This is a genomic window from Bradyrhizobium sp. MI1.10 (genome assembly GCF_055811035.1).
On sequence record NZ_JBVVPN010000055.1, the window covers coordinates 1 to 20,946 of the forward strand.

Below are 20,946 nucleotides of genomic sequence, written 5' to 3' on the forward strand. Positions count from 1 at the left end.
CCGCCATGCCCGCCCCCGTGCCCACCGCCATGGCCGCCGCCATGGCCGCCTTTCGCCAGTACCGCTCCCGCCAGCATGCACGCAAATGCCACCGCGGCAATTCGAATGACCGGTCGCACCATTGTACCCTCCCGCGCAGACCCCTGCCATTGAGGCATCGGAACTGGCGGGAGTTGGAACCGACAGGACTGCCGAAAGTTCCCGGTCGTTAGCTGCGCAGGCTCTCCGCCTCCGGCACGATCTTGCCGGGGTTGAAGATGTTCTGCGGATCGAGCGCATGCTTCAGCGCCCGCATCGCATCCAGCGCTTCCGGCCCGAGCTCGGCCCTGAGATATTTCTGCTTGCCCTGGCCGATGCCGTGCTCGCCGGTGCAGGTGCCGTCCATCGCCTGCGCCCGCTCGACCAGGCGGTGCATGAATTCCTCGCCGCGCGCCATCTCGTCGGCATCGTTGGTGTCGCAGACCAGCGAGCAGTGAAAATTGCCGTCGCCGACATGACCGACGATCGGCGACAACAGATTGAGGCGCTTGAGGTCTTCCTCGGTCTCGCCGACGCATTCCGCAAGCCGCGAGATCGGCACGCAGACGTCGGTCGCGACCACGCCGATGCTGTCGCCGGGCCGTAGCGCCTTCACCGACCAATAGGCGTCGTGCCGTGCCTGCCAAAGTTTTGTGCGATCCTCCGGCTTGGTGGTCCAGGAGAAATCACCGCCGCCGCAATCCCTGGCGATCTCGCCGAACGCCTTGGACTGCTCGGCCACCTCGATCTCGCTGCCGTGGAATTCCATCAGCAACAGCGGCGTCTCCGCCAGCGTCAGCTTCGAATAGGCGTTGCAAGCCTTCACCTGCGCGGCATTGAGCAGCTCAATGCGCGCCACGGGAATGCCGGTCTGGATCGCCAGGATCACGGCCTGACACGCGCCATGCACGGTCTCGAACGACACCGCGCCGGCTGCGATCGTCTCGGGAATGCCACGCAGGCGGATGGTCAATTCGGAGATGATGCCGAGCGTGCCTTCGGCGCCGACGAACAGATGCGTCAGGTCGTAACCGGCCGACGATTTCTTTGCGCGCGTGCCCGTGGTGATGATCTCGCCGTCACCGCGGACGACCTTCAGCGCCAGCACGCTGTCGCGCATGGTGCCGTAGCGCACCGCATTGGTGCCGGAAGCCCGCGTCGAGGCCATGCCGCCGAGCGAAGCGTCAGCGCCGGGGTCGATCGGGAAGAACAGGCCCTGGTCGCGCAGATGCTCGTTCAGCGCCTTGCGGGTGACGCCGGGCTGGATCACGCAGTCGAGGTCCTCGGCGTGCACCGCCAGCACCTTGTTCATGTCGCGCAGGTCGATGGAGATGCCGCCCGCGGGCGCATTGACCTGGCCTTCGAGCGAAGTGCCGGTGCCGAAGGCGATGACGGGGACGCCGTTCTTCGCGCAGATCCGCACCACGTCCTGGATGTCGGCGGTCTCCTGCGCCATCACCACGCCGTCCGGCGGCTGGTTGGGAATCCACGTCGTGGTGTGGCCGTGCTGCTCGCGGACGGCCTGCGACGTGATGAGGCGGTTGCCGAATCGTGCGGCAAGCTGCTCCAGCGCGGTCGCGAGGGCTTTCGGCGCCGGCCGCGGCGGATTATTGGTGATGGTCGTACCCACGGAAATTCCTCCCGACGAGAAGAGACCGTGGCAAAGGACATCTAACCGGTCAAGTCAAGCGACCGGACGCATAGCTGGGGAAGGACACATGCCGGACACTGTCACCGCTGCGCCCGATGCCGAGCCGTTCCGCGCCTCGATCATGCAGATCGAGCCGCAATGGATCGACTACAACGGCCACCTCAACATGGCCTATTACAACGTGATGTTCGACCGCGCGATCGACCAGATGTGGCTGACGCTTGGGATCGGGCCGGGCTATATGAAGGAGCGAGGCGGCTCGACCTTCACTGCCGAGTGCCACGTGCGGTATTTGCGCGAAATCCACTTGGGCGATCCCGTGCAGGTCTCGGTCTGGCTGCTGGAGGCCGACGACAAGCGGCTGCACACATTCCAGGAGCTGCGGCACGCCACCGAGGGCTGGTTGTCGGCGACCTCCGAAAACATGTCGCTTCACATCGACATGGGCTCACGAAAGGTGGCGGCGTTTCCGCCAGACATCCGCGAGCGCATCGCAGCGGTGGTCAAGGCCCACAGTGCCGTACCGCGGCCCGAGGGCATCGGCCGGAACGTGGCGATGCCCTCGAAGCGGTAAGCGCGCTAGACCCTGTTACGGCCGCGGGCCAGACCGACAACGGCCGAGACCAGGAACAGCACGACCGCGATGAAGAAGATGATCTTGGCGATTTCGATCGACGCGCCGGCGAGGCCGCCAAAGCCCAGGATACCGGCGATCAAGGCGATAACCAGAAACGTCACAACCCAGCTAAGCATGGTCCGAACCTCTGTTTCGATGTCTGTCTGCGATCGGCGCGGCTGACGCGCCTCACTTGCAGAACCAATCGCCAACTCGGAACAATGGTTCCGGGCCGCTGGGGCCGGAAATTCGCCTGACCCGCAGGAACAAATTGGCTTTCCGCGCACGTGGAAAACCCCCGTCCGCGGCCCCATATAGGGACCAATCCCTGTTAAGAAGGCTCCCCTTTCACCACCCCGCGGTGCCAACGTGGGGCAAATGATTCGCATGACCGAGCCGAGCAAGATCACGTCCCAGAGCGTCCCCGACCACCAGCCCGCAGCCGGCGGCATTGCCGCGCGCGCGCGCGCCTCGGTGGGCCCGCAATACCTGTCCGGGCTCAATCCGGAGCAGCGCGAGGCTGTGGAGACGCTGGACGGGCCGGTTCTGGTGCTGGCCGGCGCCGGCACCGGCAAGACCCGCGTGCTGACCACGCGCATCGCCCATATCCTGAGCCAGGGCCGCGCCCGCCCCTCCGAAATCCTGTCGGTGACCTTCACCAACAAGGCCGCGCGCGAGATGAAGCACCGGCTGGGCCAGATGCTCGGCCATGCCGTCGAAGGCATGCCGTGGCTCGGCACCTTCCACTCCATCGGCGGACGCATCCTGCGCACCCACGCCGAACTGGCGCAGCTCAAGTCGAACTTCACCGTGCTCGACGTCGACGATCAGGTGCGGCTGTTGAAGCAGCTGCTGCAAGCCGACAACATCGACGACAAGCGCTGGCCCGCGCGCATGCTGGCCGGCCTGATCGACGGCTGGAAGAACCGCGGCCTCACGCCGTCGCAGGTGCCGTCGGGCGAAGCCGCCATCTTCGCCAACGGCAAGGGCGGCAAGCTCTATGCGAGCTACCAGGAGCGGTTGAAGATTTTGAACGCCGCCGATTTCGGCGATCTGCTGCTCGAGGACATCCGCATCTTCCGCGAGCACCCGGATATCCTGCGGCAGTACCAGCAGCGCTTCAAATTCATCCTGGTCGATGAGTATCAAGACACCAACGTCGCGCAGTATCTGTGGCTGCGGCTATTGTCGCAGGCACCGACGAAGCCAACCTCGCCCACTGTCATTCCGGGGCGGCTCGAAGAGCCGAACCCGGAATCCGGAGATGAGTCTGCCGTTCGAGATTCTCAGGTGCGCGATCGCGCACCGGAGTTCGATGCTACGCATCGCCCCGGAATGACGGAACTCGCTGCCCCCCACGTCAAGAACATCTGCTGCGTCGGCGATGACGACCAGTCGATCTATGGCTGGCGCGGCGCGGAGGTCGACAACATCCTGCGCTTCGACCATGATTTTCCCGGCGCCAAGGTCATCCGCCTCGAGCGCAACTACCGCTCGACCGGCCACATCCTCGCCGCCGCCTCGCACCTGATCGCCCACAACGAGGGCCGGCTCGGCAAGACGCTGCGCACCGAGGACCATGACGGCGAGAAGGTCACGGTGACGGGCTCGTGGGATTCGGAAGAGGAAGCCCGCGGCATCGGCGAGGAGATCGAGCAGATCCAGCGCCAGGGCGACAAACTCAACGAGATCGCGATTCTCGTTCGCGCCTCCTACCAGATGCGCGAGTTCGAGGACCGCTTCGTCACGCTCGGCCTGCCCTATCGCGTCATCGGTGGCCCGCGCTTCTACGAGCGCGCCGAAATCCGCGATGCGTTGGCCTATCTGCGCGTCATCAATTCACCGGCCGACGATCTCGCCTTCGAGCGCATCGTCAACACGCCCAAGCGCGGCCTTGGCGATGCCACCGTGCAGATGCTGCACGATCACGCCCGCAAGCGCCGCATTCCGCTGTTCGAAGCGGCGCGCGCGGTGGTCGAGACCGACGAGCTGAAGCCGAAGGCGCGCGGCTCGTTGCGCGACGTCGTCGCCCAGTTCGACCGCTGGCGCGCCCAGCGCGAGGTCACGTCGCACACGGATCTCGCCCAGATCGTGCTCGACGAGAGCGGCTACACCGAGATGTGGCAGAAGGACCGTTCGGCGGACGCCGCGGGCCGGCTCGAGAACCTCAAGGAGCTGGTGCGCTCGATGGAGGAGTTCGAGAACCTGCAAGGGTTCTTGGAGCACATCTCGCTGGTGATGGACCGCGACAGCGGCGCCGATGAGGACGCGGTGTCGCTGATGACGTTGCATTCGGCCAAGGGGCTGGAATTCGACAACGTGTTCCTGCCGGGTTGGGAAGAAGGCTTGTTTCCGAGCCAACGGACGCTGGACGAACAGGGCCGCGCCGGCCTTGAGGAAGAGCGCCGGCTCGGTCATGTCGGCCTGACCCGAGCCCGCCGCCGCGCCAAAATCTATTTTGCCACCAATCGGCGGATCCATGGCACCTGGTCGACCACGATCCCCTCGCGCTTCCTCGACGAATTGCCCGCGGCCAATGTCGAGATCACGGAATCCAAGGGCGGCTCGGCCTGGGGCGGCACTGGCGGCTACGGCGCCTCCCGCTTCGACGACATGGAAGCGTTCGGCTCCACCTATTCGACCCCCGGCTGGCAGCGCGCCCAGGCCAATCGCAATCGCGGCGGCGGCGGGGGCGGTAATGGCGGCCGCGGCAGCTTCGAGGAACAGGCCTCGTCGTTTTCGTCCCAGTCGTCCTCGCCCGATTTCGGCAGCTTCTCCTCGCGCCGTCGGGGGCCCCTGACGATCGAGGGCGAGCTGGTGGCCAAATCCACCGGCACGACCTCGGAATTCTCGCTCTCCGACCGCGTCTTCCACCAGAAATTCGGCTATGGCCGCGTCACCAAGATCGACGGCAACAAGCTCACCATCGCCTTCGACAAGGCGGGGGAAAAGAAGGTCGTGGACAGTTTTGTGCAGCGGGCGTGAGGCCTGCATGCCGCACTACATTGCCATCATCGAGGACGCCGGCCCGGACGAAGCCGTCGGCGTGTGGTTTCCCGACCTGCCCGGCTGCATTTCCGGCGGCGACGACGTCGATGAGGCCCTGGAGAATGCGCCCGAGGCACTCGCGTTCTATGCACAGGAACTGATCGCGGACGGCCGCCAGCTTCCCCCGCCGCGGACATTGGACGAGCTCAAGGCCGACCCGGATGTGGCCGACGACCTCGCGAAGCACACGGTCGCCCTGATCGAATGGCCGCCCCTCACTGAGGCCACGGAGTGAGGACTGTTCGCCGCACTGGTCGGACTCTCGACACTTCTCGCCCGAACGCCTCTTGACCCCCGCGAACTTCCCCGTATCAGATGCGGCCATGGTCCGGGGCTCCATCACACTGATCTTGCTGGCATTGGGTATGCCGTCGCTTGCGGCGGCGGAGACCATGAGCTTTGGCGATGCGATCGGGCTGCTGGCGAAAAGTTGCGGCGCGGAAATCGTCGCCAATTGCCGCGGCGTCAACCCGGATTCGACCCGCCTGAAGGAGTGCCTGTCGCGCAACCGCGACGTGCTCTCGCAGCAGTGCCAGAGCGACTATCTCGGCGCCTTCGATGCGATCCAGAAGCGCGTCGCTGCCCGCGTCACGGTGGCGAACGCCTGCCAGCGCGAGATCGTCAAGGTCTGCGGCGGCTCGACCAAGGAGACCAGCAAGGCGGTCCCCTGCCTGATCTCGACGCCCAAGGGCATCAGCAACAACTGCCTGAAGGCCGTCGACGACGCGGGGTATCGGTGATGCCAGCGAACAGGCTTACCACCGCCGGAATATGCATCGCGCTTGGCCTCGCTTTGCTCGCGGGCACAGCCGAGGCGCAGACGGCGCCGCCGACCCGCGACGACATCGTCGGCAAGCTCAACCATTTCGAACAGCCCGCCGAGATCGATATCCCCGCGCTGAAGCTGCAGGTGATGGAGCGGGCCAAGGCCAGGATCAAGAACGATCCGGGTCCGGTGAACCGGCCGTTGATCGCGCCTGATCTGGCCAGTTTGCCGACGTTCACCGCGCAGATCCAGTTCGACGCCGACACTCCGATCATCCAGCCGGCGTCCTACCAGACCGTCGGCCGCCTCGCCGACGCGCTGGTCCATGCCGCGCTGCTGCCCTACACGTTCCTGATCGTCGGCCACGTGGAATCCAACGCGAAGACGCGCGAGGCCAACGCGATCCTGAGCCAGCGCCGGGCGGACGCGATTCGCGACGTGCTGGTGAACACGTTCAAGATCTCGACCAAGCGGCTGCATCCGATCGGCCTCGGCGAGGAGCAGTTTCTCGACCGCGCCAAGCCAAGCTCAGTCGTCAACGGCCAGTTGCAAATCCTGACCTATGCCAAGGTACCGGAGGAAGCGCCTGCGCATCCGGCTGCGACACCTGCGCCTGCGGCGAAAAAGCCCGCTAGGAAGCACTGAGCGGACGCGCCACGGCGCCTGACGGAACCCTTTGAAGTCCCGATCGTTTTGTGACCTGTCTCACAGCGCGACGGCGCGGCCTCGCGCGACAATCGCGCCGGTTTGTGCACCGCCCTATCAGGTGCTATAGGCTTTTTTCGTCCTCCCCGACCCCATGCTGCACGAGACCGAGATGGCCAGTTATTTTCAACACCAACTGGCCGACTACGTCGAATATCATCGCGATCCCTGGAACTGCGCGATGCACGTGGTCGGCATCCTCTTGCTCTTCACCGGTGCTGTGCTGCCGCTGACGCAGGTGCATTTCCCGCTGTTCGGGATCGAGGTCAGCCTGGCCGTAATTCTTGCCCTGCCGGTGCTGGTCTACTGGCTGATGCTGGACGCCGGGATCGGGCTCGGCATCCTCGCCGCGATGATCGTGCTGCTTTTGGTCGCAACCGCGATCGGCAATCAGGTCTCGATCGTCATGATGTGGTCGATTTTTGCGGTGCTGATCGGACTTGGCGTCACTGCGCAGGTCGTCGGCCACAAGGTTTTCGAGGAGCGGCAGCCGTCGATGGTCGACCACCCCACGCATTTCCTGCTTGGACCGATGTTTGTCATGGCAAAATTATTCATTGCATTGGGCTTCCGTCGCGACCTTGCCGCGATTCTGGCGCCAGTTCCGACCAATTCCCTTTCAACCCGATAGTTCTAGACGCGAAACAGCAAACCTTCTGCATGGCTCTCGTACTGGTTACCGGTGGCAGCGGCTTCATCGGACATCATCTCGTAGAAGCGCTCCGCGCCCGTGGGCAGCGGGTGCGTGTTCTCGATGTTCGTGCGCCGGCCACGCCGTATGCCGACGTTGAATATGCCCGTGGCTCGGTGCTGGACGGCGCCGCGGTCGATGCCGCGATGGCGGGTGTGGATCAGGTCTATCACCTCGCCGGCCTGCCCGGCATGTGGGTCGCCGACAAGCAGGCCTTTCACGATGTCAATTGCCGCGGCACCGAGATCATGCTCGCGGCCGCGATGAAGCGCGGGGTCTCGCGCTTCCTGCACTGCTCGACGGAATCGATCCTGTTCCCCTATTCCGACCTCAACGGTGTTCCCGCCGAAGAGGCGCTGCAGCCGGCCGATGCGATGCCGGGCGCCTACACGCGGTCGAAATCGCTGGCCGAGCATTGCGCCGCGAAGGCCGCAGCCGCAGGCTTCCCGCTGGTGATCGGCACCCCGACCATGCCGATCGGTGCCGCCGATCATAATCTGACGCCGCCGACCGCGATGCTGTGGTACTTCCTGCAGAAGAAAGTGCAGCCGCATCTCGACTTCCCGGTCAATCTCGTCGACGTCCGCGACGTCGCCATGGGCCTCGCGCTGACCATGGAACGCGGGCGTAACGGCCAGCGCTACATCCTCGGCGGCGACTGCGTCAGGCTCGGCCAGATTCTGCGGATGATGTCCGCGATGAGCGGCCGCCGGCAATTCCCGGTCGTCGTTCCCGGCAAGATGGCCGAGCTGTCGGGCATCATGCTCGAATATCTCTCCGATCGTATCACGCGCCGGCCGCCCAACGGCACTGCCGAGGGCGTGCGCATCGCGCTCGCCGCTAGCGACCTCTCGATCGGCAAGGCGCGCACCGAGCTCGGCTACGCGCCGCGCCCGATCGAGCCGGTCCTGCGCGAAACCATCACCCATCTTCTCGCCCGCGGCGGCGCGCTTGCCTCCGGCGCCATCGAGCATCACGCGCTCTCCTCGCGCGCCAGCTGAGCTGCCGCCCAACCCAAAGAACCTTTCCGCATGTCCTTCGATTTCAGCAAGCTTCTCTCGGTCGCCTGGGGTGGTTGGACCACGACCTGGCCCACGCAACTGCTCGCCCTGATCTGGCTCGCCTGGCTCGCAAGCTGGGTCGGCGCCTCGTTCTGGCAGGGCCGTACCCAGAAGCAGGTGATGACGCTGGAGTCCGGCCGCTATCGCATCCCGATCCTGGTCGGCGGCATCCTGTTCACGCCCTGGACCGCCGAGGTGCTCGGTGAGAAGCCGCTCTGGGTGTTCAGCAATACAGCCGTCTACGTCGTGGCGCTGATCGTGCTGGCCGGCATCTCCTTCACCTGGTGGGGACGGCTGCATCTCGGACAGTTCTGGTCCAACACCATCACCCACAAGCAAGACCACCGCGTCATCGACACCGGCCCGTACGGCATCGTGCGCCATCCGATCTACACCGGCCTGATCCTCGGCATGCTGGTGACCGGCATCGCGGTCGGCACGGTCACTGCGATGCTCGGCGCGATCCTGATCTCGCTCGGCATGTGGCAGAAGGGCCGAATGGAAGAAGTGTTCCTGTCCAAGGAGCTCGGCGAAGACGCCTACGGCGCTTATTGCCGCCGCGTGCCGATGATCATCCCGTTCCTGTCGCCGCGGTAAGAGCGGGTATCGCTTCAACGCTGTCATCGCAAGCGTAGCGCAGCTGCACCTCCGGAGTCGTCCTGGCGAAAGCCAGGACCCATTACCCCAGGGAGCGGTTTGGCGAGGATTGCCCGGAACTGAGGTCGCACGCAATCGATGGATTCCGCGGTATGGGTCCTGGCTTTCGCCAGGACGACGTTGAGGAAGCTGGGTGCGCAACACATCGGCCCCCTGCTGCCAGGAACCCCTGCTGCCTGCGCCCGTTAGCCCCTCGATACCTGCCACCACTCGCAGAGCATCGAGCCATGTCCGACGCCTACGATTATTTTCGCGAGCACGCGATCGCCGCCGTCCGCAAGGCGCGGGCGCTGCCGCCCGGGCGGCCGAAGCAGAAGCAGCGCACGGTGGCGCGCGTCTATCATCTCCTGTCCAGGGAGGCCGCGCTGGCGCCGAACGTTCATCATCTGGATGATTTCCGCACGGCGCGACGGCTAGAGCAACAGATCGGCCGCTGATCTCCGGGCAGCCTGCCGGGATTCGTCCCATGCAAATTCGAACGGCTGCCATTCCACGGGAATAGAGCCCCGCGGCGCTCCACACAGGTTGACGTCTGGCCCGTCAGCCCGTTGGATGCGCGCGCAAACAGGGGCCTCTCATGACGTTTTCCAGCATCTTTGCGCAGTTCGTTGCGCTTCTCGGCGGCATCGCGCTGCAATGGCGGAAGCTGTCGGGCACCGTGCCTGCGCCGGCCTGGGGCCAGTCGCCCGCTATTCCCGAAGCCAAGCCGCAGGGCGCCATCCCGACACTGAAGATGCCGACGGCGCGGGGCTGGAGCGAAGGACAGAAGCCGACGGTCGCACCCGGGCTCAAGGTCAATGCGTTCGCGACCGGCCTCGACCATCCGCGCTGGATCGAGGTGCTACCCAATGGCGATGTGCTGATCGCGGAGGCGACGCAGATCGCGGGGGCGCCGCGGTCCGTGTTTCATTACGCGATGCAGGCAACGATGCGGCGCGCCGCCGCGCTCGGCGTCAGTGCCAACCGCATCACGCTGCTGCGCGACAAGGATGGCGACGGCGTCGCGGAGTATCGCGGCGCGTTCATGGAAAATCTCAGCCAGCCGTTCGGCATGGCACTGGTCGGCGACACCTTCTATGTCGGCAACACCGACGGCGTGATGGCCTTCCCGTACGTGGCGAACGCCGATCGCATTACCGCGCCGGGCAAGCGCCTCACCAATTTCAAGCCAAGCGGCCACTGGACCCGCAGCCTGCTCGCAAGCCCCGACGGCAAAAAACTCTATGCCGGCGTCGGCTCGCTCAGCAACATCGCCGAGATGGGCATGGAGGTCGAGGAAGGCCGCGCCGCGGTCTACGAACTCGACCTCGTCGCCGGCACGCACCGCATCTTCGGCGCCGGCCTGCGCAATCCCGTTGGTCTTGCCTGGGAGCCGACGACCGGTGTGCTTTGGACCGTCGTCAACGAGCGCGACGGCCTCGGCGACGAAACGCCGCCGGACTATCTGACCTCGGTGCGCGACGGCGGCTTCTACGGCTGGCCCTATTGCTACTGGGGCAAGACGGTTGACGAGCGCGTGCCGCAGGATCCGGCGATGGTCGCCAAGGCGCTCACGCCGGACTACGCGCTCGGCGGCCACACCGCTTCGCTCGGCCTGTGCTGGATGCCGGCGGGCACGCTGCCTGGCTTCCCCGACGGCATGGCGATCGGCCAGCACGGCTCGTGGAATCGCAGCACGCTGTCCGGCTACAAACTGGTGTTCATCCCGTTCGAGAACGGAAAGCCTTCGGGTCCCGCACGCGACATCCTGTCCGGCTTCCTGGCACCCGACGAAAAGGAATCCTACGGCCGCCCGGTCGGCGTCGTGATCGGTCCTGACAAGAAGTCGCTGCTGATGGCCGACGACGTCGGCAACGTGATCTGGCGCGTGACGGGCGCGTAGGCGGAAGTTATGTCGAGATACGCGCTGCGGGCTCCCTACACCTCTCGCGCTTGCGGGAGAGGTCGGCGCAGAGCGCCGGGTGAGGGCTCCCGCCTCTGGGGGATTGTCCCATTGCGGAGACACCCTCTCCCCAACCCTCCCTCGCAAGCGGGGGAGGGAGTGCACCGCCGTCTGGGCTAACCAAATCCCACCTCACTATGTCCCTACACACAACGTGGCGCGCTGCTTGCGGAGCAGGGCGATCACGGACAGCGCCGTAATCAACCCGGTCTTGGGATTCTCGGACGGGATATTCTCGATTGACATCGAGAAGCGCGCCGAATCCGCCTCGACCTCGATGCGGTGAACATTGCGCGTCACGGTCGGGTCGGCCCAGATTTGCACCTGGGTGCGATCCGGCCCGACGCCCGCGAGCGACAGCGCGACCGCGACGTTGAGATTGGCCGGAAAGCCTTTTGCGGCCTCGCGCGCCGTGCCTTCGAACAGCTTCAGCGGCTCGCGCAGATTGTCGATATCGATGTTGTTCTGGACGATGAACGGCGCGCCCTTCAAGCCGTCGATCGGCTTGCGCGTCACCATCCTCACCGAATGAATGGTGCCGATCGCAGCCGCGTTGACGGCGTCGAGTCCGATCAGCGCGCCGGTCGGCACGAGGATGCGGCCGCCATTGGCGCGGGCGAGATCGACAAGATCGAAATTGTCGAGCAGCCCGCCGACACTGACGACGACCGCGGCCCTGCCGCGTTTCACCGCGGGCTCGACGATCGCACGCAGTTGGCTGCTCGGCGCGCATTCGACCACGATGTCGGCGGCGTCGCCGAGTTGGTCGAGCGGCAGGACGGATGGCGGACGACGCAGGCTGGCGAGGAACGTCTGATGCTTTGCGGGATCGCGCACCGCCACGGCAGAGAGCGTCAATCCTTCGATGCCCTGATCGAGCGCGGTCGCGATCTTGGTGCCGATCGAGCCGAGCCCCGCGATGGCAACCCGCAATTCGTTCGAAGCTCTCCGTTCCGTCATCGCATCACCCTTCTCGCCCAGCCGATGTCATAGCGCCTCAGGCGTCCCGCGCATAGCTGCGCAGGCGCGCCTCGAGCACGGACAGCATCGCGTCGCGGGCCGGGTCACGCGAGCCGCGCAGCCATGCGGCAGCGAGCGGCAGCCGGCCGACGGGTCCGATCTGCTTTGGCCGCAGCGGCACGAAGCGCACGCCGGATACCGCCATCCGGGTGGACCAACGCGGCACGATTGCGACACCGAGCCGGGTTGCGACGAGATTGATGATGGTCTGCTTCTCGTCGGCGACCTGCACGATGCGCGGCGTGAGGCCAGCCTGCTCGAACAGTTTCATGGTGAGGTCGTGGCTGTGCGGCCGCGAGCGGCGATCAGGCACCAGCATCGCCTCCTCGGCGATCTCCGCCAGCGTGATCGACTTGCGTTTGGCCAGCGCGTGGCGCTGCGGGAAGGCCACGATGGCTGTCTCCTGCAGCAGATCGCGGAATTCAAGCCGCTTGTCCCGCTGAGCCGGTGGACGCACGAAGGCAAGATCGAGCGCGCCGGTCAGGATCTTTGGCAGCAGCCGGACGGTCTTCTCCTCCAGAAGCTGCACCGCGATATCAGGACGCTTTGCGCGGAAGTCGCGGAGCAATGCCGGTAACAGCCCCGCCGCAGCACTGTCGATGGCGCCGACCCGGAGTTTTCGAGCAGCCCCTGCGCGCGAGCGATTGCGCAGATTGCTCTCGACCGCCTCCACGCGGGCGAGGATGGCACGGGCATCGCGCAGCAGCATTGCGCCATCTTCCGTCAGCGACACCGCCCGCGTCGTCCGCGCGAACAGCCGCGTATCCAGATCCTGCTCCAGCAGCTTGATCTGGCGGCCGAGTGCGGAGGGCAACATCTGGAGATGCTGCGCCGCGCGGCCGAAATGCAACTGCTCGGCCGCCGCCACGAAGCATCGCAACTGATGCAATTCCATTCACCGGTCCTCTGATCCTGTGACGGAATTATATCATTTTTTTGTATAAACCAGTGTCGATTGAGTCCCTGCCCCTCCCCGCCTAGGTTCCCTAGCGTCACGCAATCCCACCGACATCTGGACGGAGCACTTCATGCGCACCCATTCGATTGCAGCGATCCCCGCCGACGGCATCGGCCCCGAGGTCATCTCCGCCGGCGTTCGCGTGCTGGAGGCGCTGGCCAAACGTAGCGGCGATCTCGCCTTCAACATCAAGACGTTCGACTGGGGTTCGGACTATTACAAGAAGCACGGCGTCATGATGCCGGCCGACGGCCTCGCGGAGCTCAAGAAATTCGACGCGATCTATTTCGGCGCGGTCGGTGCGCCCGACGTGCCCGACCACATCACGCTGTGGGGCCTGCGGCTGCCGATCTGCCAGGGCTTTGACCAATACGCCAATGTGCGGCCGACCAAGATTCTGCCGGGCGTCGCCTCGCCGCTGCGCAATGTCGGCGTCGGCGACCTCGACTGGGTGATCGTGCGCGAGAATTCCGAGGGCGAGTATGCCGGCATGGGCGGCCGCGCCCACAGGGGTCTCCCCGAAGAGGTCGGCACCGAGGTCGCGGTGTTCACCCGCGTCGGCGTGACGCGCATCATGCGCTATGCGTTCGAGCTCGCCCGGTCGCGTCCGCGCAAGTTCCTGACCGTGGTGACCAAGTCGAACGCGCAGCGCCATGGCATGGTGATGTGGGACGAGATCGCCGCCGAGGTCGCGGCCGAATTCCCCGATGTGACCTGGGACAAGATGCTGGTTGACGCCATGACGGTGCGCATGACGCTGCATCCGAAGAGCCTCGACACCATTGTCGCGACCAATTTGCACGCCGACATCCTCTCCGACCTCGCCGGCGCGCTGGCGGGAAGCCTCGGCGTCGCGCCAACCGGCAATATCGACCCGCAGCGCCGCTTCCCCTCGATGTTCGAGCCGATCCACGGCTCGGCGTTCGATATCACCGGCAAGGGCATCGCCAATCCGGTCGCGACGTTCTGGACCGGCGCGCAGATGCTGGAGCATCTCGGCGAGAAGGACGCGGCGGTGCGGTTGATGGCGGCGGTGGAGAAAGTATGTGCAGCCGGCGTGCTGACGCCCGATGTCGGTGGCACGGCGACGACGAAGGACGTGACGGACGCCGTGATCGAGGCGATCCACGGATCGAACGCGTAGTCCGAGGTGCGTCTCCCTCCCCGCCCGTTCTTGCGGCGAGAGGGTTAGGGAGGCGCGGGGGATTCCAAAAAATTTTGGATCCCCTCTTGAAACCAAAACAGGCTTTTTTTATTTTTCCGCTGCCGCCGAGAGGTGGCGTTCCCGACGCCTGGTGGGTCGGGAAGCTGAGACGGGCACCGGTCGTGTCCGGTGTCGTTCGTATCCATTTTGCTCCTTGGAGGATCTGGCTATGCGCACTTACGACTTCTCTCCCTTGTGGCGTTCGACCGTTGGTTTCGACCGCCTTTTCGACCTCGTTGAAACGGCACAGCGTGCCGGCGAGGACAACTATCCCCCCTACAACATCGAACGCATCGGCGAGGATCGCTACCAGATTTCGCTTGCGATTGCGGGCTTTGCACCCAACGAGGTCGCGGTGACGGCCGAGCAGAACGCGGTGACCGTCGAGGGAAACAAGCCGGACAGGACCGAACGCGAATATCTCTACCGGGGCATTTCCGCGCGGCCGTTCAAGCGGCAGTTTAACCTGGCCGATTATGTTCAGGTGCACAGCGCCTCGTTCGAGAACGGCCTGCTCAAGATCGAACTGGTCCGGGAAATCCCTGAAGCCATGAAGCCGCGGCGAATTGCCATCAATGCCGCGCCGTCCGGCAACGTGCATCAACTCGAGGGCAAAGCCGCCTGAATTTGGTCTGTCGGAGACCCGGTGATCCCGCCCGATCGTCGGGCGGGATCGACCATGGCCTTCGACCGCGCACCCGAATGCAAGTCAGAGGTTTAAAGAAAGGAGGAGGACCTCTCATGCTCGATCATGTCGACAACATCATCGATCTGAATGCGATATTGCACCCTGGCTCTGTCTATGATCATCCCCGCGACGTCCTAGCCGATCCAACTCTGTCGATCGGCGAGAAGCGTGCAATCCTCGCGTCCTGGGCTTCGGACGCAGCCAGTATCGCCTCGAGTCCGGCATTGCGCGAACTGCCCGGCTCGGGCAAAGCCGTCACCATCGACGAAATTCTGGAAGCGCTCGCGAGCCTCGACCACCATCCGAAAGGACCTCCGGGTGGCAAGCCGGTCCGCACGCGATCCGTCGAACGAACCGGCCTCGCAGCCTAGGCAACGACAGCTCAACGAGGATTGCGATGATGGTTGATGAAGAGCTGGCCTTGTTGCGCGGCCACCGCAGCAACATCAGCCGCTATCAGCGGTTGCTCAAGACCGAGCTGACCGAGTTCGAGCGGCGGTTCATCGAGAGACGTGTGTCCGAGGAGCGTTCGGCGATCGAGAAGCTCGCCCTCTCCGCCTTTCCGCTCACCTTTCAGGCCCCGAACGGCGCGATGGGGAACGCAATCACGCGCCGGGCGGCAAGCAGCCACGGCTAATTGACATGCCCGAACACCTCCCGACGTTCGAAGTGTTCCTGAAGAAATGCGGTCGAAGGACATGGCGATGGCATGTCTGTACGACGGAGGGACGCCTCGTCATGCACGGCTTCGAAAATGGCCGACCCGCCGCCAAATATGCGGCTGAAAGGGCATTGTTTCTGATGCTTCTCGCCGCGCCCTATCGCCCGGCGGGCCGGGCTTCCACCACGGCTCGCTCCTCCTTGGCGACATCCGCATCAAGATGGCTGCCGCGACACAAGATTCGTGAATGACAGGCGCCGCGAGGGATGGTGCCTGGCATCAGCCAAGCTCCATCCCGGCGATCTCCGTTGCTGACCGCTTACCGCCGTGCGGCCGGCGGGGTCGCCATGGCGGCTGTCGGCTCCGGCGGCGTCAGGTGGCGCGGGACGATGATGGACTGGCCGGGGGTGAGCGTGGCGTTCTCCGGCAGCGAATTGCTCTGCGCCAGCGACCACAGCGGCACGCGATTGGCCGCCGCGATGCTCTCCATGGTGTCGCCGCGGCGCACCGGTTGCCGCACGCCGCTGTCCCACAATTCGACCAGCGTATTCGCCGGCACGAGATAGCGCAGCGGCACGGCATCGACCTGCGTCTGGGGCGGAATGCGCGGCAACTGCGTGACCATGTCGACGATCTGACGGTGGATGTCGTCGGACTTCTCGATGTTGATGTGGCTGACCCGCGCGTTCTCCTTCAGGTCATAGCTCGCATAGTGACCGCGATAGCCCGGCACCGCGACCACGTTGCCGCCGCCAAGCACGCTGTCGGAGAGGTAGATGTTGATGAAGCGCTCGACATTGAGCGGCACGTCGCCGGTCGCATGCGCGGGATCGATGGTGATGACGAGGCTGATCGGGATGTTCTCCTTGGCCGCCATCTCCGAGATGACGATCGAGCAAAGCCCGCCCATCGAATGCCCGATCAGCACGATCGGCGCCGGCGTTTCCTTGTAGCTGGAGATGGCACGATCGCCGATCCATCGGCAGATGGTGAATTCATAGACGTTGGCGGAAAAGCCGGCCTGCGTCAGTTTCTCTTCGAGCCGGTCCATGCCGGTGGAGAAGAACGGCCCCATGGCGCCCCGAAACAGGTAGATTTTCGGCGGCGGCAATGGCTCAAACGGTACGGGCGGTGGTGCGGCGGGTGCGGCCGCGGCGGGCTTCGTCTTGGCAGGTGAGGCAACGGCCGTCCCGGTGCTTAAGGCGAGCAGCGCAACGGCTGCCAGCGCGAGAAGTCGCCTCAAATCGATCATCAGTCCAGCAGTCCCACTCCGGGAGGCTGCAGCCTCCCCCAAAGGCGCTTAGTGACGGCCGATTGGGTGGAATTTGGGGCACGGAACCGGGGCTCGATCCGCGCTCATTCCAGCATCTCGACACCCAATCACTGCACGCTCTTGAGCCTGCTGCGGTGGGCAGCCTGTTTCGCGCGGTTGCCGCAGACCGCCATGATGCACCATCGCCGCGCGCGCCTGCGCGTGTGGTCGGCGAACAGCATGGTGCAGTTGTGCCCCTCGCACGCCTTGACGTTGGAAAAGTCCTCGTCGCATACGAACTTCGCCATGGCTTCGCCAACCGGCAGCAATAGCGCTTCCGGCGAGCGCCAGCGCCGTTTCATTCGCAATGCGAGAGCGCCGCCATCGTGAGGCCCGGGCTCGATCCGGCTGAAGGCTTCGTCGCGCTCCAGCAGGCTGTTCAATGGACCGAGCTCGCGCAATGCATCCCTCGTGAGCGGCCGGCCCGCATGCTTGCGCACGAATCCCCTGAACCATTCGCGCAAGGCGCGCGCCTGATCCGCGACCTTGTCCAGTTCGTCCGGCGTGGCGCGGGCCGTCAGCGCGTGCAGATCATCCGGCGGCACCAGCTTTGCCTGCGCCAGCCAGTCGATCAGGCCATGACCACCGTCGATCCAGTCCACCGGCGTATCGACCGGTGTCGCCACCGAGTTGAGAAAGTCGAGGCCGAGCGAGTCGGCGATGAACATGGCGGGCGGGCGATCCATGAGCGATCCTTGGCCGGTCGGGAGAACATGGACCTACATAACCGGTTAAGGCGCCATTGACAAGTTACGACGGTGGACGTAACCTCTTAGCTAGCTTTAATAGGGTTACTACCAATGGAGAAGGTCATGTCAATCACGTACCGCAGCGCGGATGTCGACGGATTCAAGGTGGCCTATCGCGAGGCCGGCACTGTCGGAGCGCCAAAACTCCTGCTGCTTCACGGCTTCCCCAGCGCAGGCCACATGTTTCGCGACCTCATTCCGCTGCTTGCGGACAGGTTTCATATCGTGGCGCCCGACCTTCCCGGCTTCGGCCAATCCGGCATGCCTTCGCGCGAAAGCTTCCGTTACACGTTCGATAGCGTCGCACGCGTGATCGAACGCTTCACCGAGGTGATCGGCTTCGACCGGTTCGCGGTCTACGTCTTCGACTACGGCGCGCCGACTGGTTTCCGGCTTGCGCTCAGCCACCCCGAGCGGATCACGGCGATCATCTCGCAGAACGGCAATGCCTATGAGGATGGCCTTAGCGACAACTGGACTCCGCTCAAGGCCTATTGGCAGGATCCCTCGCCGGCCAATCGCGACGCGCTGCGCGCGCTCCTCACGCCGGAAGCCACGCGCTGGCAGTACACGCATGGTGTTTCCGATCCGATGACCGTGTCACCGGATGGCCAGAACCTCGACAATTTCTACCTTGCGCGCCCGGGCTCGGACGACGTGCAGCTCGACCTGTTCGGCGACTACAAGAGCAACGTCGCGCTCTACCCCGCCTTCCAGGACTATTTCCGCAAGCACAAGCCGCCGTTCCTGGCGGTCTGGGGCAAGAACGATCCGTTCTTCATTCCGCCCGGCGCCGAAGCGTTCAAACGCGACAATCCGAATGCCGTGGTGCAGTTCTTTGACACCGGTCATTTCGCGCTGGAGACGCATGCGAAGGAGATCGCGGACAGCATTCGCGCGTTCCTGACGTAACGGGGGCCGTCCTGCGCGATGTTTACGCCGCCAAACTCTGCTGATCGCGGAATGCGCTGATCGCCATGTGGACGAGATGCAGCTTGCCCTTGACCGCCGGCGATATGTCGAAGGGATATGCGTCGCTCATCCCAAGCGAGCGGTTGAGTTCGTTGATGCTGCGGGCAAGCGGCATCCACAGGGCCAGGAGTGCCTCGAAGTCGCTCTCGAGATAGGGATCCGTCAGGGTCTGGCGGGCGCGCTCGTCCAGCGACAACGGCAAACCTGCCAGCGAGTCGAGCGTCGACACAATGTGCAGGAAATGCGCGAACGTTTCCGCCCAATCCTCCCAGGGGTGGGACGTGGCGTACTCGCTGATGAAGCCGCTCCGGTCGTATGAACGGTCGGCGCGGCTGTAATAGGAGTTGATTGCGGCCTGATAGTCCTGCGCCTGGTCACCGAAGATCAGCTTGAACGGGGCCTGGAATGTCGTGCCGTCAACGAGCAGGTCCCAATAGAAGTGACCGATCTCGTGCCGGAAATGTCCGAGCAGCGTGCGGTACGGCTCCCGGAATGCCACGCGGCGAGATTCTCGTTCGACATCGTCGGCCTCGGCAAGGTTGAGCGTGATCAGGCCCGAGAGATGCCCGGTCAGGATCGGACTGACCTCGTCCGAGAGAATGTCGAAAGCCAATGGTTCGCCGCTGCGCGATGCGAGCGGAAGCCTGAGGCGGCTGAGATCATAGAGAAGACGGCGCTTGGCTTCCTCCATGCGGCGCCAGAGCATGACGTTTCTGGTGCTGCCGAGGTTCGGAATCGTGCGCGTGACGCGACACGAGCCGCAATACCAGTTCGCGCCCTCGACACACCAGTTGCAGCCGATGATCTCGCGGTTACGGCAAGCTTGATGGGATGCAAGTTTCGTCATCTCGATGCGCGAGGAATCGAATGCCAGCTCGGTGCTGCAATTCGTGCACGCGACGTGCTCGAACGAGACAGGATGGCGGCATGACGGGCACTGAAAAAACTTCACGTGGACTGGCCCCAGACAGACGGCACACCGGAACACCGGCCTGTCAATTCGAGGAACTCTTATTTCTTGCGACCGTCGCTGTTGCCTGCGAGCAGCGCCCGCTGCGTTCGCAGCGCGTGCTGTCTCAACAGGCCAGCTCGCGTCGCGCTCAACTGGCTCGATTGAGGCTGCGGCTTTTTCTCAAGGACGTTTTCGGAAACAGGGCGACCGGCCCACGCCCGCTCGGGCTGAACCGCCATGGGGCCGACGTTTCGTTTCCTTGTCATAGTGTGACAACACCAGATCGGGTGCCGAGTTCCCTTCCTCCGACCGGCAGGTGATCGAGTTTGGCTCTGCAGATACGACAATGCCGCCGTCTGCATGACGGCGGCATTGTCAATTCAGCGGCTTGCGGCGAAGGCTTAGTTCCGGGGAGCCGTTGCCGCCGCCGACCGCGCCGGCCTGGGCGCGCCGGGTTCGGCAACCGGAGCCGGTGCGCGCGAGCGCATGATTGCGGCGTCGATCTCGGCGATCACGCGGCGCTGGATCGCTTCGTTCTTGTCGATCGAGATGTGGCCGACACCGGAGCCGCGGACGTCGACATTGTCGAGCTTGCCGCGAAAACCGTCCGCGCGCTTCACCGGCTCGCCGGGGCCGTCGCCGATATAGATGTTGATGTAGCGTTCGGCGCCGGTCGACAGTTTGGTCTTGAACACGGAGTCGAGCCCGATCGCGAGCTTCACGGGCACGCCAAGACGGTTGAGCTTGGCGATCATGTCCGGCAGCGCGGTTGCGCCGGAGGAGTGCCCGACCAGCACGATGGTCTTGAGCCGGCCGGCCTTGTAGGCGGTGGCGGCCTCATCCGCGAGCGAGGACCACGACACGAAATTCGCGACGGTCACCGGGATGCCCTGCGCCTGGAGCCGGGCGCCGATCGTGTCGAGCCCGAGCGAGAAGATGTTGAGCACGCCGCGGAGGAGGTAGACATGCGTGGTCGCGACCGCAGCCTGGCTCGGCGCCGCCTTGACGGTGGTCGGGCTGATGGCAACAGCTGACAGCAGAAGCAGGCCCATCGCCCATGCACGGAGGGCGGACAACTGGCTGGTGCCGGCGGTGTGACGGCCGTTCGGTCTCATCGATCTTTTCCTTGGGAATATGCTTCGGCCGGAATCGTAGCCATGGCCTGCTCGCAGACGCAACAAAGAGCCGCGTGAACGACGATCTTAGCAGCAAGCCGTGACCATCGCGCAACACTTGCTCGAAACCTGCCACGGAAGGGCCTGTTTTGAGGCCATT

23 protein-coding genes are annotated in these 20,946 nt (G+C 64.7%); 15 read left to right on the forward strand and 8 right to left on the reverse strand.

Annotated elements, in window-relative coordinates; translation table 11 throughout:
• Positions 1-208: 208 nt before the first annotated feature.
• Positions 209-1,648, reverse strand: a complete 1,440-nt coding sequence (locus AC0L3K_RS35235) for an FAD-binding oxidoreductase (protein ID WP_007600916.1) — start codon at positions 1,646-1,648, stop codon at positions 209-211.
• Positions 1,649-1,736: 88 nt separating this feature from the next.
• Here AC0L3K_RS35235 and AC0L3K_RS35240 point away from each other — a divergent pair, with 88 nt between their 5' ends.
• Entirely contained in the window at positions 1,737-2,243 is a 507-nt protein-coding gene (locus tag AC0L3K_RS35240) for a thioesterase family protein (RefSeq protein ID WP_007600915.1), read from the forward strand.
• A gap of 5 nt (positions 2,244-2,248) precedes the next feature.
• On the opposite strand, the gene AC0L3K_RS35245 is transcribed toward AC0L3K_RS35240, so the two are convergent.
• Complete coding sequence (locus AC0L3K_RS35245) at positions 2,249-2,422, reverse strand: DUF1328 domain-containing protein (RefSeq protein ID WP_007600914.1); 174 nt, start codon at positions 2,420-2,422, stop codon at positions 2,249-2,251.
• Between the two features lie 241 nt (positions 2,423-2,663).
• On the opposite strand from AC0L3K_RS35245, the gene AC0L3K_RS35250 reads away from it, so the two are divergent.
• From AC0L3K_RS35250 to AC0L3K_RS35290, 9 genes are all read left to right on the forward strand, one after another.
• Positions 2,664-5,270, forward strand: coding sequence for an ATP-dependent helicase (locus AC0L3K_RS35250; RefSeq protein ID WP_007600913.1), 2,607 nt, complete (start codon positions 2,664-2,666; stop codon positions 5,268-5,270).
• A gap of 7 nt (positions 5,271-5,277) precedes the next feature.
• The gene (locus AC0L3K_RS35255; protein ID WP_007600912.1) at positions 5,278-5,568 is read left to right on the forward strand and encodes a type II toxin-antitoxin system HicB family antitoxin; all 291 of its coding nucleotides are present in this window, start codon (positions 5,278-5,280) and stop codon (positions 5,566-5,568) included.
• An 88-nt stretch (positions 5,569-5,656) separates the two neighbouring features.
• Positions 5,657-6,073, forward strand: coding sequence for a hypothetical protein (locus tag AC0L3K_RS35260; RefSeq protein ID WP_007600911.1), 417 nt, complete (start codon positions 5,657-5,659; stop codon positions 6,071-6,073).
• Positions 6,073-6,744, forward strand: coding sequence for an OmpA family protein (locus tag AC0L3K_RS35265; RefSeq protein ID WP_007600910.1), 672 nt, complete (start codon positions 6,073-6,075; stop codon positions 6,742-6,744). The genes AC0L3K_RS35260 and AC0L3K_RS35265 overlap by 1 nt, the downstream gene beginning before the upstream one ends.
• Before the next feature lie 154 nt (positions 6,745-6,898).
• Positions 6,899-7,435, forward strand: coding sequence for an Mpo1 family 2-hydroxy fatty acid dioxygenase (locus AC0L3K_RS35270; RefSeq protein WP_007600909.1), 537 nt, complete (start codon positions 6,899-6,901; stop codon positions 7,433-7,435).
• A gap of 29 nt (positions 7,436-7,464) precedes the next feature.
• A complete protein-coding gene (locus AC0L3K_RS35275; RefSeq protein WP_007600908.1) occupies positions 7,465-8,496 on the forward strand; it encodes an NAD-dependent epimerase/dehydratase family protein in 1,032 nt (343 codons plus the stop codon).
• A 30-nt stretch (positions 8,497-8,526) separates the two neighbouring features.
• Entirely contained in the window at positions 8,527-9,153 is a 627-nt protein-coding gene (locus tag AC0L3K_RS35280; protein WP_007600907.1) for a methyltransferase family protein, read from the forward strand.
• 287 nt (positions 9,154-9,440) lie between these two features.
• On the forward strand, positions 9,441-9,650 hold the full coding sequence (locus AC0L3K_RS35285; RefSeq protein WP_007600906.1) for a hypothetical protein: 210 nt from the start codon (positions 9,441-9,443) through the stop codon (positions 9,648-9,650).
• 140 nt (positions 9,651-9,790) lie between these two features.
• Positions 9,791-11,095, forward strand: a complete 1,305-nt coding sequence (locus tag AC0L3K_RS35290) for a PQQ-dependent sugar dehydrogenase (RefSeq protein ID WP_007600905.1) — start codon at positions 9,791-9,793, stop codon at positions 11,093-11,095.
• 195 nt (positions 11,096-11,290) lie between these two features.
• Here AC0L3K_RS35290 and AC0L3K_RS35295 read toward each other — a convergent pair whose 3' ends face one another.
• Both AC0L3K_RS35295 and AC0L3K_RS35300 read right to left on the reverse strand, forming a co-directional pair.
• Entirely contained in the window at positions 11,291-12,115 is an 825-nt protein-coding gene (locus AC0L3K_RS35295) for an aspartate dehydrogenase (RefSeq protein WP_007600904.1), read from the reverse strand.
• A gap of 37 nt (positions 12,116-12,152) precedes the next feature.
• The gene (locus AC0L3K_RS35300; RefSeq protein ID WP_007600903.1) at positions 12,153-13,070 is read right to left on the reverse strand and encodes a LysR substrate-binding domain-containing protein; all 918 of its coding nucleotides are present in this window, start codon (positions 13,068-13,070) and stop codon (positions 12,153-12,155) included.
• 133 nt (positions 13,071-13,203) lie between these two features.
• Between AC0L3K_RS35300 and AC0L3K_RS35305 the strand changes: the two genes are divergently transcribed.
• From AC0L3K_RS35305 to AC0L3K_RS35320, 4 genes are all read left to right on the forward strand, one after another.
• Positions 13,204-14,277 (forward strand): tartrate dehydrogenase, encoded by a 1,074-nt coding sequence (locus AC0L3K_RS35305; protein WP_007600901.1) that lies wholly within the window; start codon positions 13,204-13,206, stop codon positions 14,275-14,277.
• 229 nt (positions 14,278-14,506) lie between these two features.
• Positions 14,507-14,962, forward strand: a complete 456-nt coding sequence (hspD, locus tag AC0L3K_RS35310) for a small heat shock protein HspD (RefSeq protein ID WP_035994254.1) — start codon at positions 14,507-14,509, stop codon at positions 14,960-14,962.
• 116 nt (positions 14,963-15,078) lie between these two features.
• Positions 15,079-15,396 (forward strand): hypothetical protein, encoded by a 318-nt coding sequence (locus tag AC0L3K_RS35315; protein ID WP_007600899.1) that lies wholly within the window; start codon positions 15,079-15,081, stop codon positions 15,394-15,396.
• Between the two features lie 26 nt (positions 15,397-15,422).
• Positions 15,423-15,662 carry a hypothetical protein gene (locus AC0L3K_RS35320; protein WP_007600897.1) on the forward strand — a complete coding sequence of 80 codons (240 nt, stop codon included), beginning with the start codon at positions 15,423-15,425 and terminating at the stop codon, positions 15,660-15,662.
• A gap of 343 nt (positions 15,663-16,005) precedes the next feature.
• On the opposite strand, the gene AC0L3K_RS35325 is transcribed toward AC0L3K_RS35320, so the two are convergent.
• Positions 16,006-16,938 (reverse strand): LysM peptidoglycan-binding domain-containing protein, encoded by a 933-nt coding sequence (locus AC0L3K_RS35325; RefSeq protein WP_007600895.1) that lies wholly within the window; start codon positions 16,936-16,938, stop codon positions 16,006-16,008.
• Between the two features lie 128 nt (positions 16,939-17,066).
• A complete protein-coding gene (locus AC0L3K_RS35330; RefSeq protein WP_007600893.1) occupies positions 17,067-17,684 on the reverse strand; it encodes a CGNR zinc finger domain-containing protein in 618 nt (205 codons plus the stop codon).
• A 126-nt stretch (positions 17,685-17,810) separates the two neighbouring features.
• Here AC0L3K_RS35330 and AC0L3K_RS35335 point away from each other — a divergent pair, with 126 nt between their 5' ends.
• Positions 17,811-18,659 carry an alpha/beta fold hydrolase gene (locus tag AC0L3K_RS35335; RefSeq protein WP_007600892.1) on the forward strand — a complete coding sequence of 283 codons (849 nt, stop codon included), beginning with the start codon at positions 17,811-17,813 and terminating at the stop codon, positions 18,657-18,659.
• Positions 18,660-18,681: 22 nt separating this feature from the next.
• On the opposite strand, the gene AC0L3K_RS35340 is transcribed toward AC0L3K_RS35335, so the two are convergent.
• Positions 18,682-19,671: a zinc-binding metallopeptidase family protein gene (locus AC0L3K_RS35340; RefSeq protein ID WP_473367747.1), complete on the reverse strand. Its 990-nt coding sequence runs from the start codon at positions 19,669-19,671 to the stop codon at positions 18,682-18,684.
• A 401-nt stretch (positions 19,672-20,072) separates the two neighbouring features.
• Positions 20,073-20,786 (reverse strand): hypothetical protein, encoded by a 714-nt coding sequence (locus AC0L3K_RS35345; RefSeq protein ID WP_007600890.1) that lies wholly within the window; start codon positions 20,784-20,786, stop codon positions 20,073-20,075.
• Positions 20,787-20,946 lie beyond the last annotated feature (160 nt).

Bases quoted from the DNA above. Each gene is read 5' to 3' on its own strand.
- AC0L3K_RS35240 (WP_007600915.1), top strand. From the start codon at position 1,737: ATGCCGGACACTGTCACCGCTGCGCCCGATGCCGAGCCGTTCCGCGCC.
- AC0L3K_RS35245 (WP_007600914.1), bottom strand. From the start codon at position 2,422: ATGCTTAGCTGGGTTGTGACGTTTCTGGTTATCGCCTTGATCGCCGGT.
- AC0L3K_RS35250 (WP_007600913.1), top strand. From the start codon at position 2,664: ATGATTCGCATGACCGAGCCGAGCAAGATCACGTCCCAGAGCGTCCCC.
- AC0L3K_RS35255 (WP_007600912.1), top strand. From the start codon at position 5,278: ATGCCGCACTACATTGCCATCATCGAGGACGCCGGCCCGGACGAAGCC.
- AC0L3K_RS35260 (WP_007600911.1), top strand. From the start codon at position 5,657: ATGGTCCGGGGCTCCATCACACTGATCTTGCTGGCATTGGGTATGCCG.
- AC0L3K_RS35265 (WP_007600910.1), top strand. From the start codon at position 6,073: ATGCCAGCGAACAGGCTTACCACCGCCGGAATATGCATCGCGCTTGGC.
- AC0L3K_RS35270 (WP_007600909.1), top strand. From the start codon at position 6,899: ATGCTGCACGAGACCGAGATGGCCAGTTATTTTCAACACCAACTGGCC.
- AC0L3K_RS35275 (WP_007600908.1), top strand. From the start codon at position 7,465: ATGGCTCTCGTACTGGTTACCGGTGGCAGCGGCTTCATCGGACATCAT.
- AC0L3K_RS35280 (WP_007600907.1), top strand. From the start codon at position 8,527: ATGTCCTTCGATTTCAGCAAGCTTCTCTCGGTCGCCTGGGGTGGTTGG.
- AC0L3K_RS35285 (WP_007600906.1), top strand. From the start codon at position 9,441: ATGTCCGACGCCTACGATTATTTTCGCGAGCACGCGATCGCCGCCGTC.
- AC0L3K_RS35290 (WP_007600905.1), top strand. From the start codon at position 9,791: ATGACGTTTTCCAGCATCTTTGCGCAGTTCGTTGCGCTTCTCGGCGGC.
- AC0L3K_RS35295 (WP_007600904.1), bottom strand. From the start codon at position 12,115: ATGACGGAACGGAGAGCTTCGAACGAATTGCGGGTTGCCATCGCGGGG.
- AC0L3K_RS35300 (WP_007600903.1), bottom strand. From the start codon at position 13,070: ATGGAATTGCATCAGTTGCGATGCTTCGTGGCGGCGGCCGAGCAGTTG.
- AC0L3K_RS35305 (WP_007600901.1), top strand. From the start codon at position 13,204: ATGCGCACCCATTCGATTGCAGCGATCCCCGCCGACGGCATCGGCCCC.
- hspD (WP_035994254.1), top strand. From the start codon at position 14,507: ATGCGCACTTACGACTTCTCTCCCTTGTGGCGTTCGACCGTTGGTTTC.
- AC0L3K_RS35315 (WP_007600899.1), top strand. From the start codon at position 15,079: ATGCTCGATCATGTCGACAACATCATCGATCTGAATGCGATATTGCAC.
- AC0L3K_RS35320 (WP_007600897.1), top strand. From the start codon at position 15,423: ATGATGGTTGATGAAGAGCTGGCCTTGTTGCGCGGCCACCGCAGCAAC.
- AC0L3K_RS35325 (WP_007600895.1), bottom strand. From the start codon at position 16,938: ATGATCGATTTGAGGCGACTTCTCGCGCTGGCAGCCGTTGCGCTGCTC.
- AC0L3K_RS35330 (WP_007600893.1), bottom strand. From the start codon at position 17,684: ATGGATCGCCCGCCCGCCATGTTCATCGCCGACTCGCTCGGCCTCGAC.
- AC0L3K_RS35335 (WP_007600892.1), top strand. From the start codon at position 17,811: ATGTCAATCACGTACCGCAGCGCGGATGTCGACGGATTCAAGGTGGCC.
- AC0L3K_RS35345 (WP_007600890.1), bottom strand. From the start codon at position 20,786: ATGAGACCGAACGGCCGTCACACCGCCGGCACCAGCCAGTTGTCCGCC.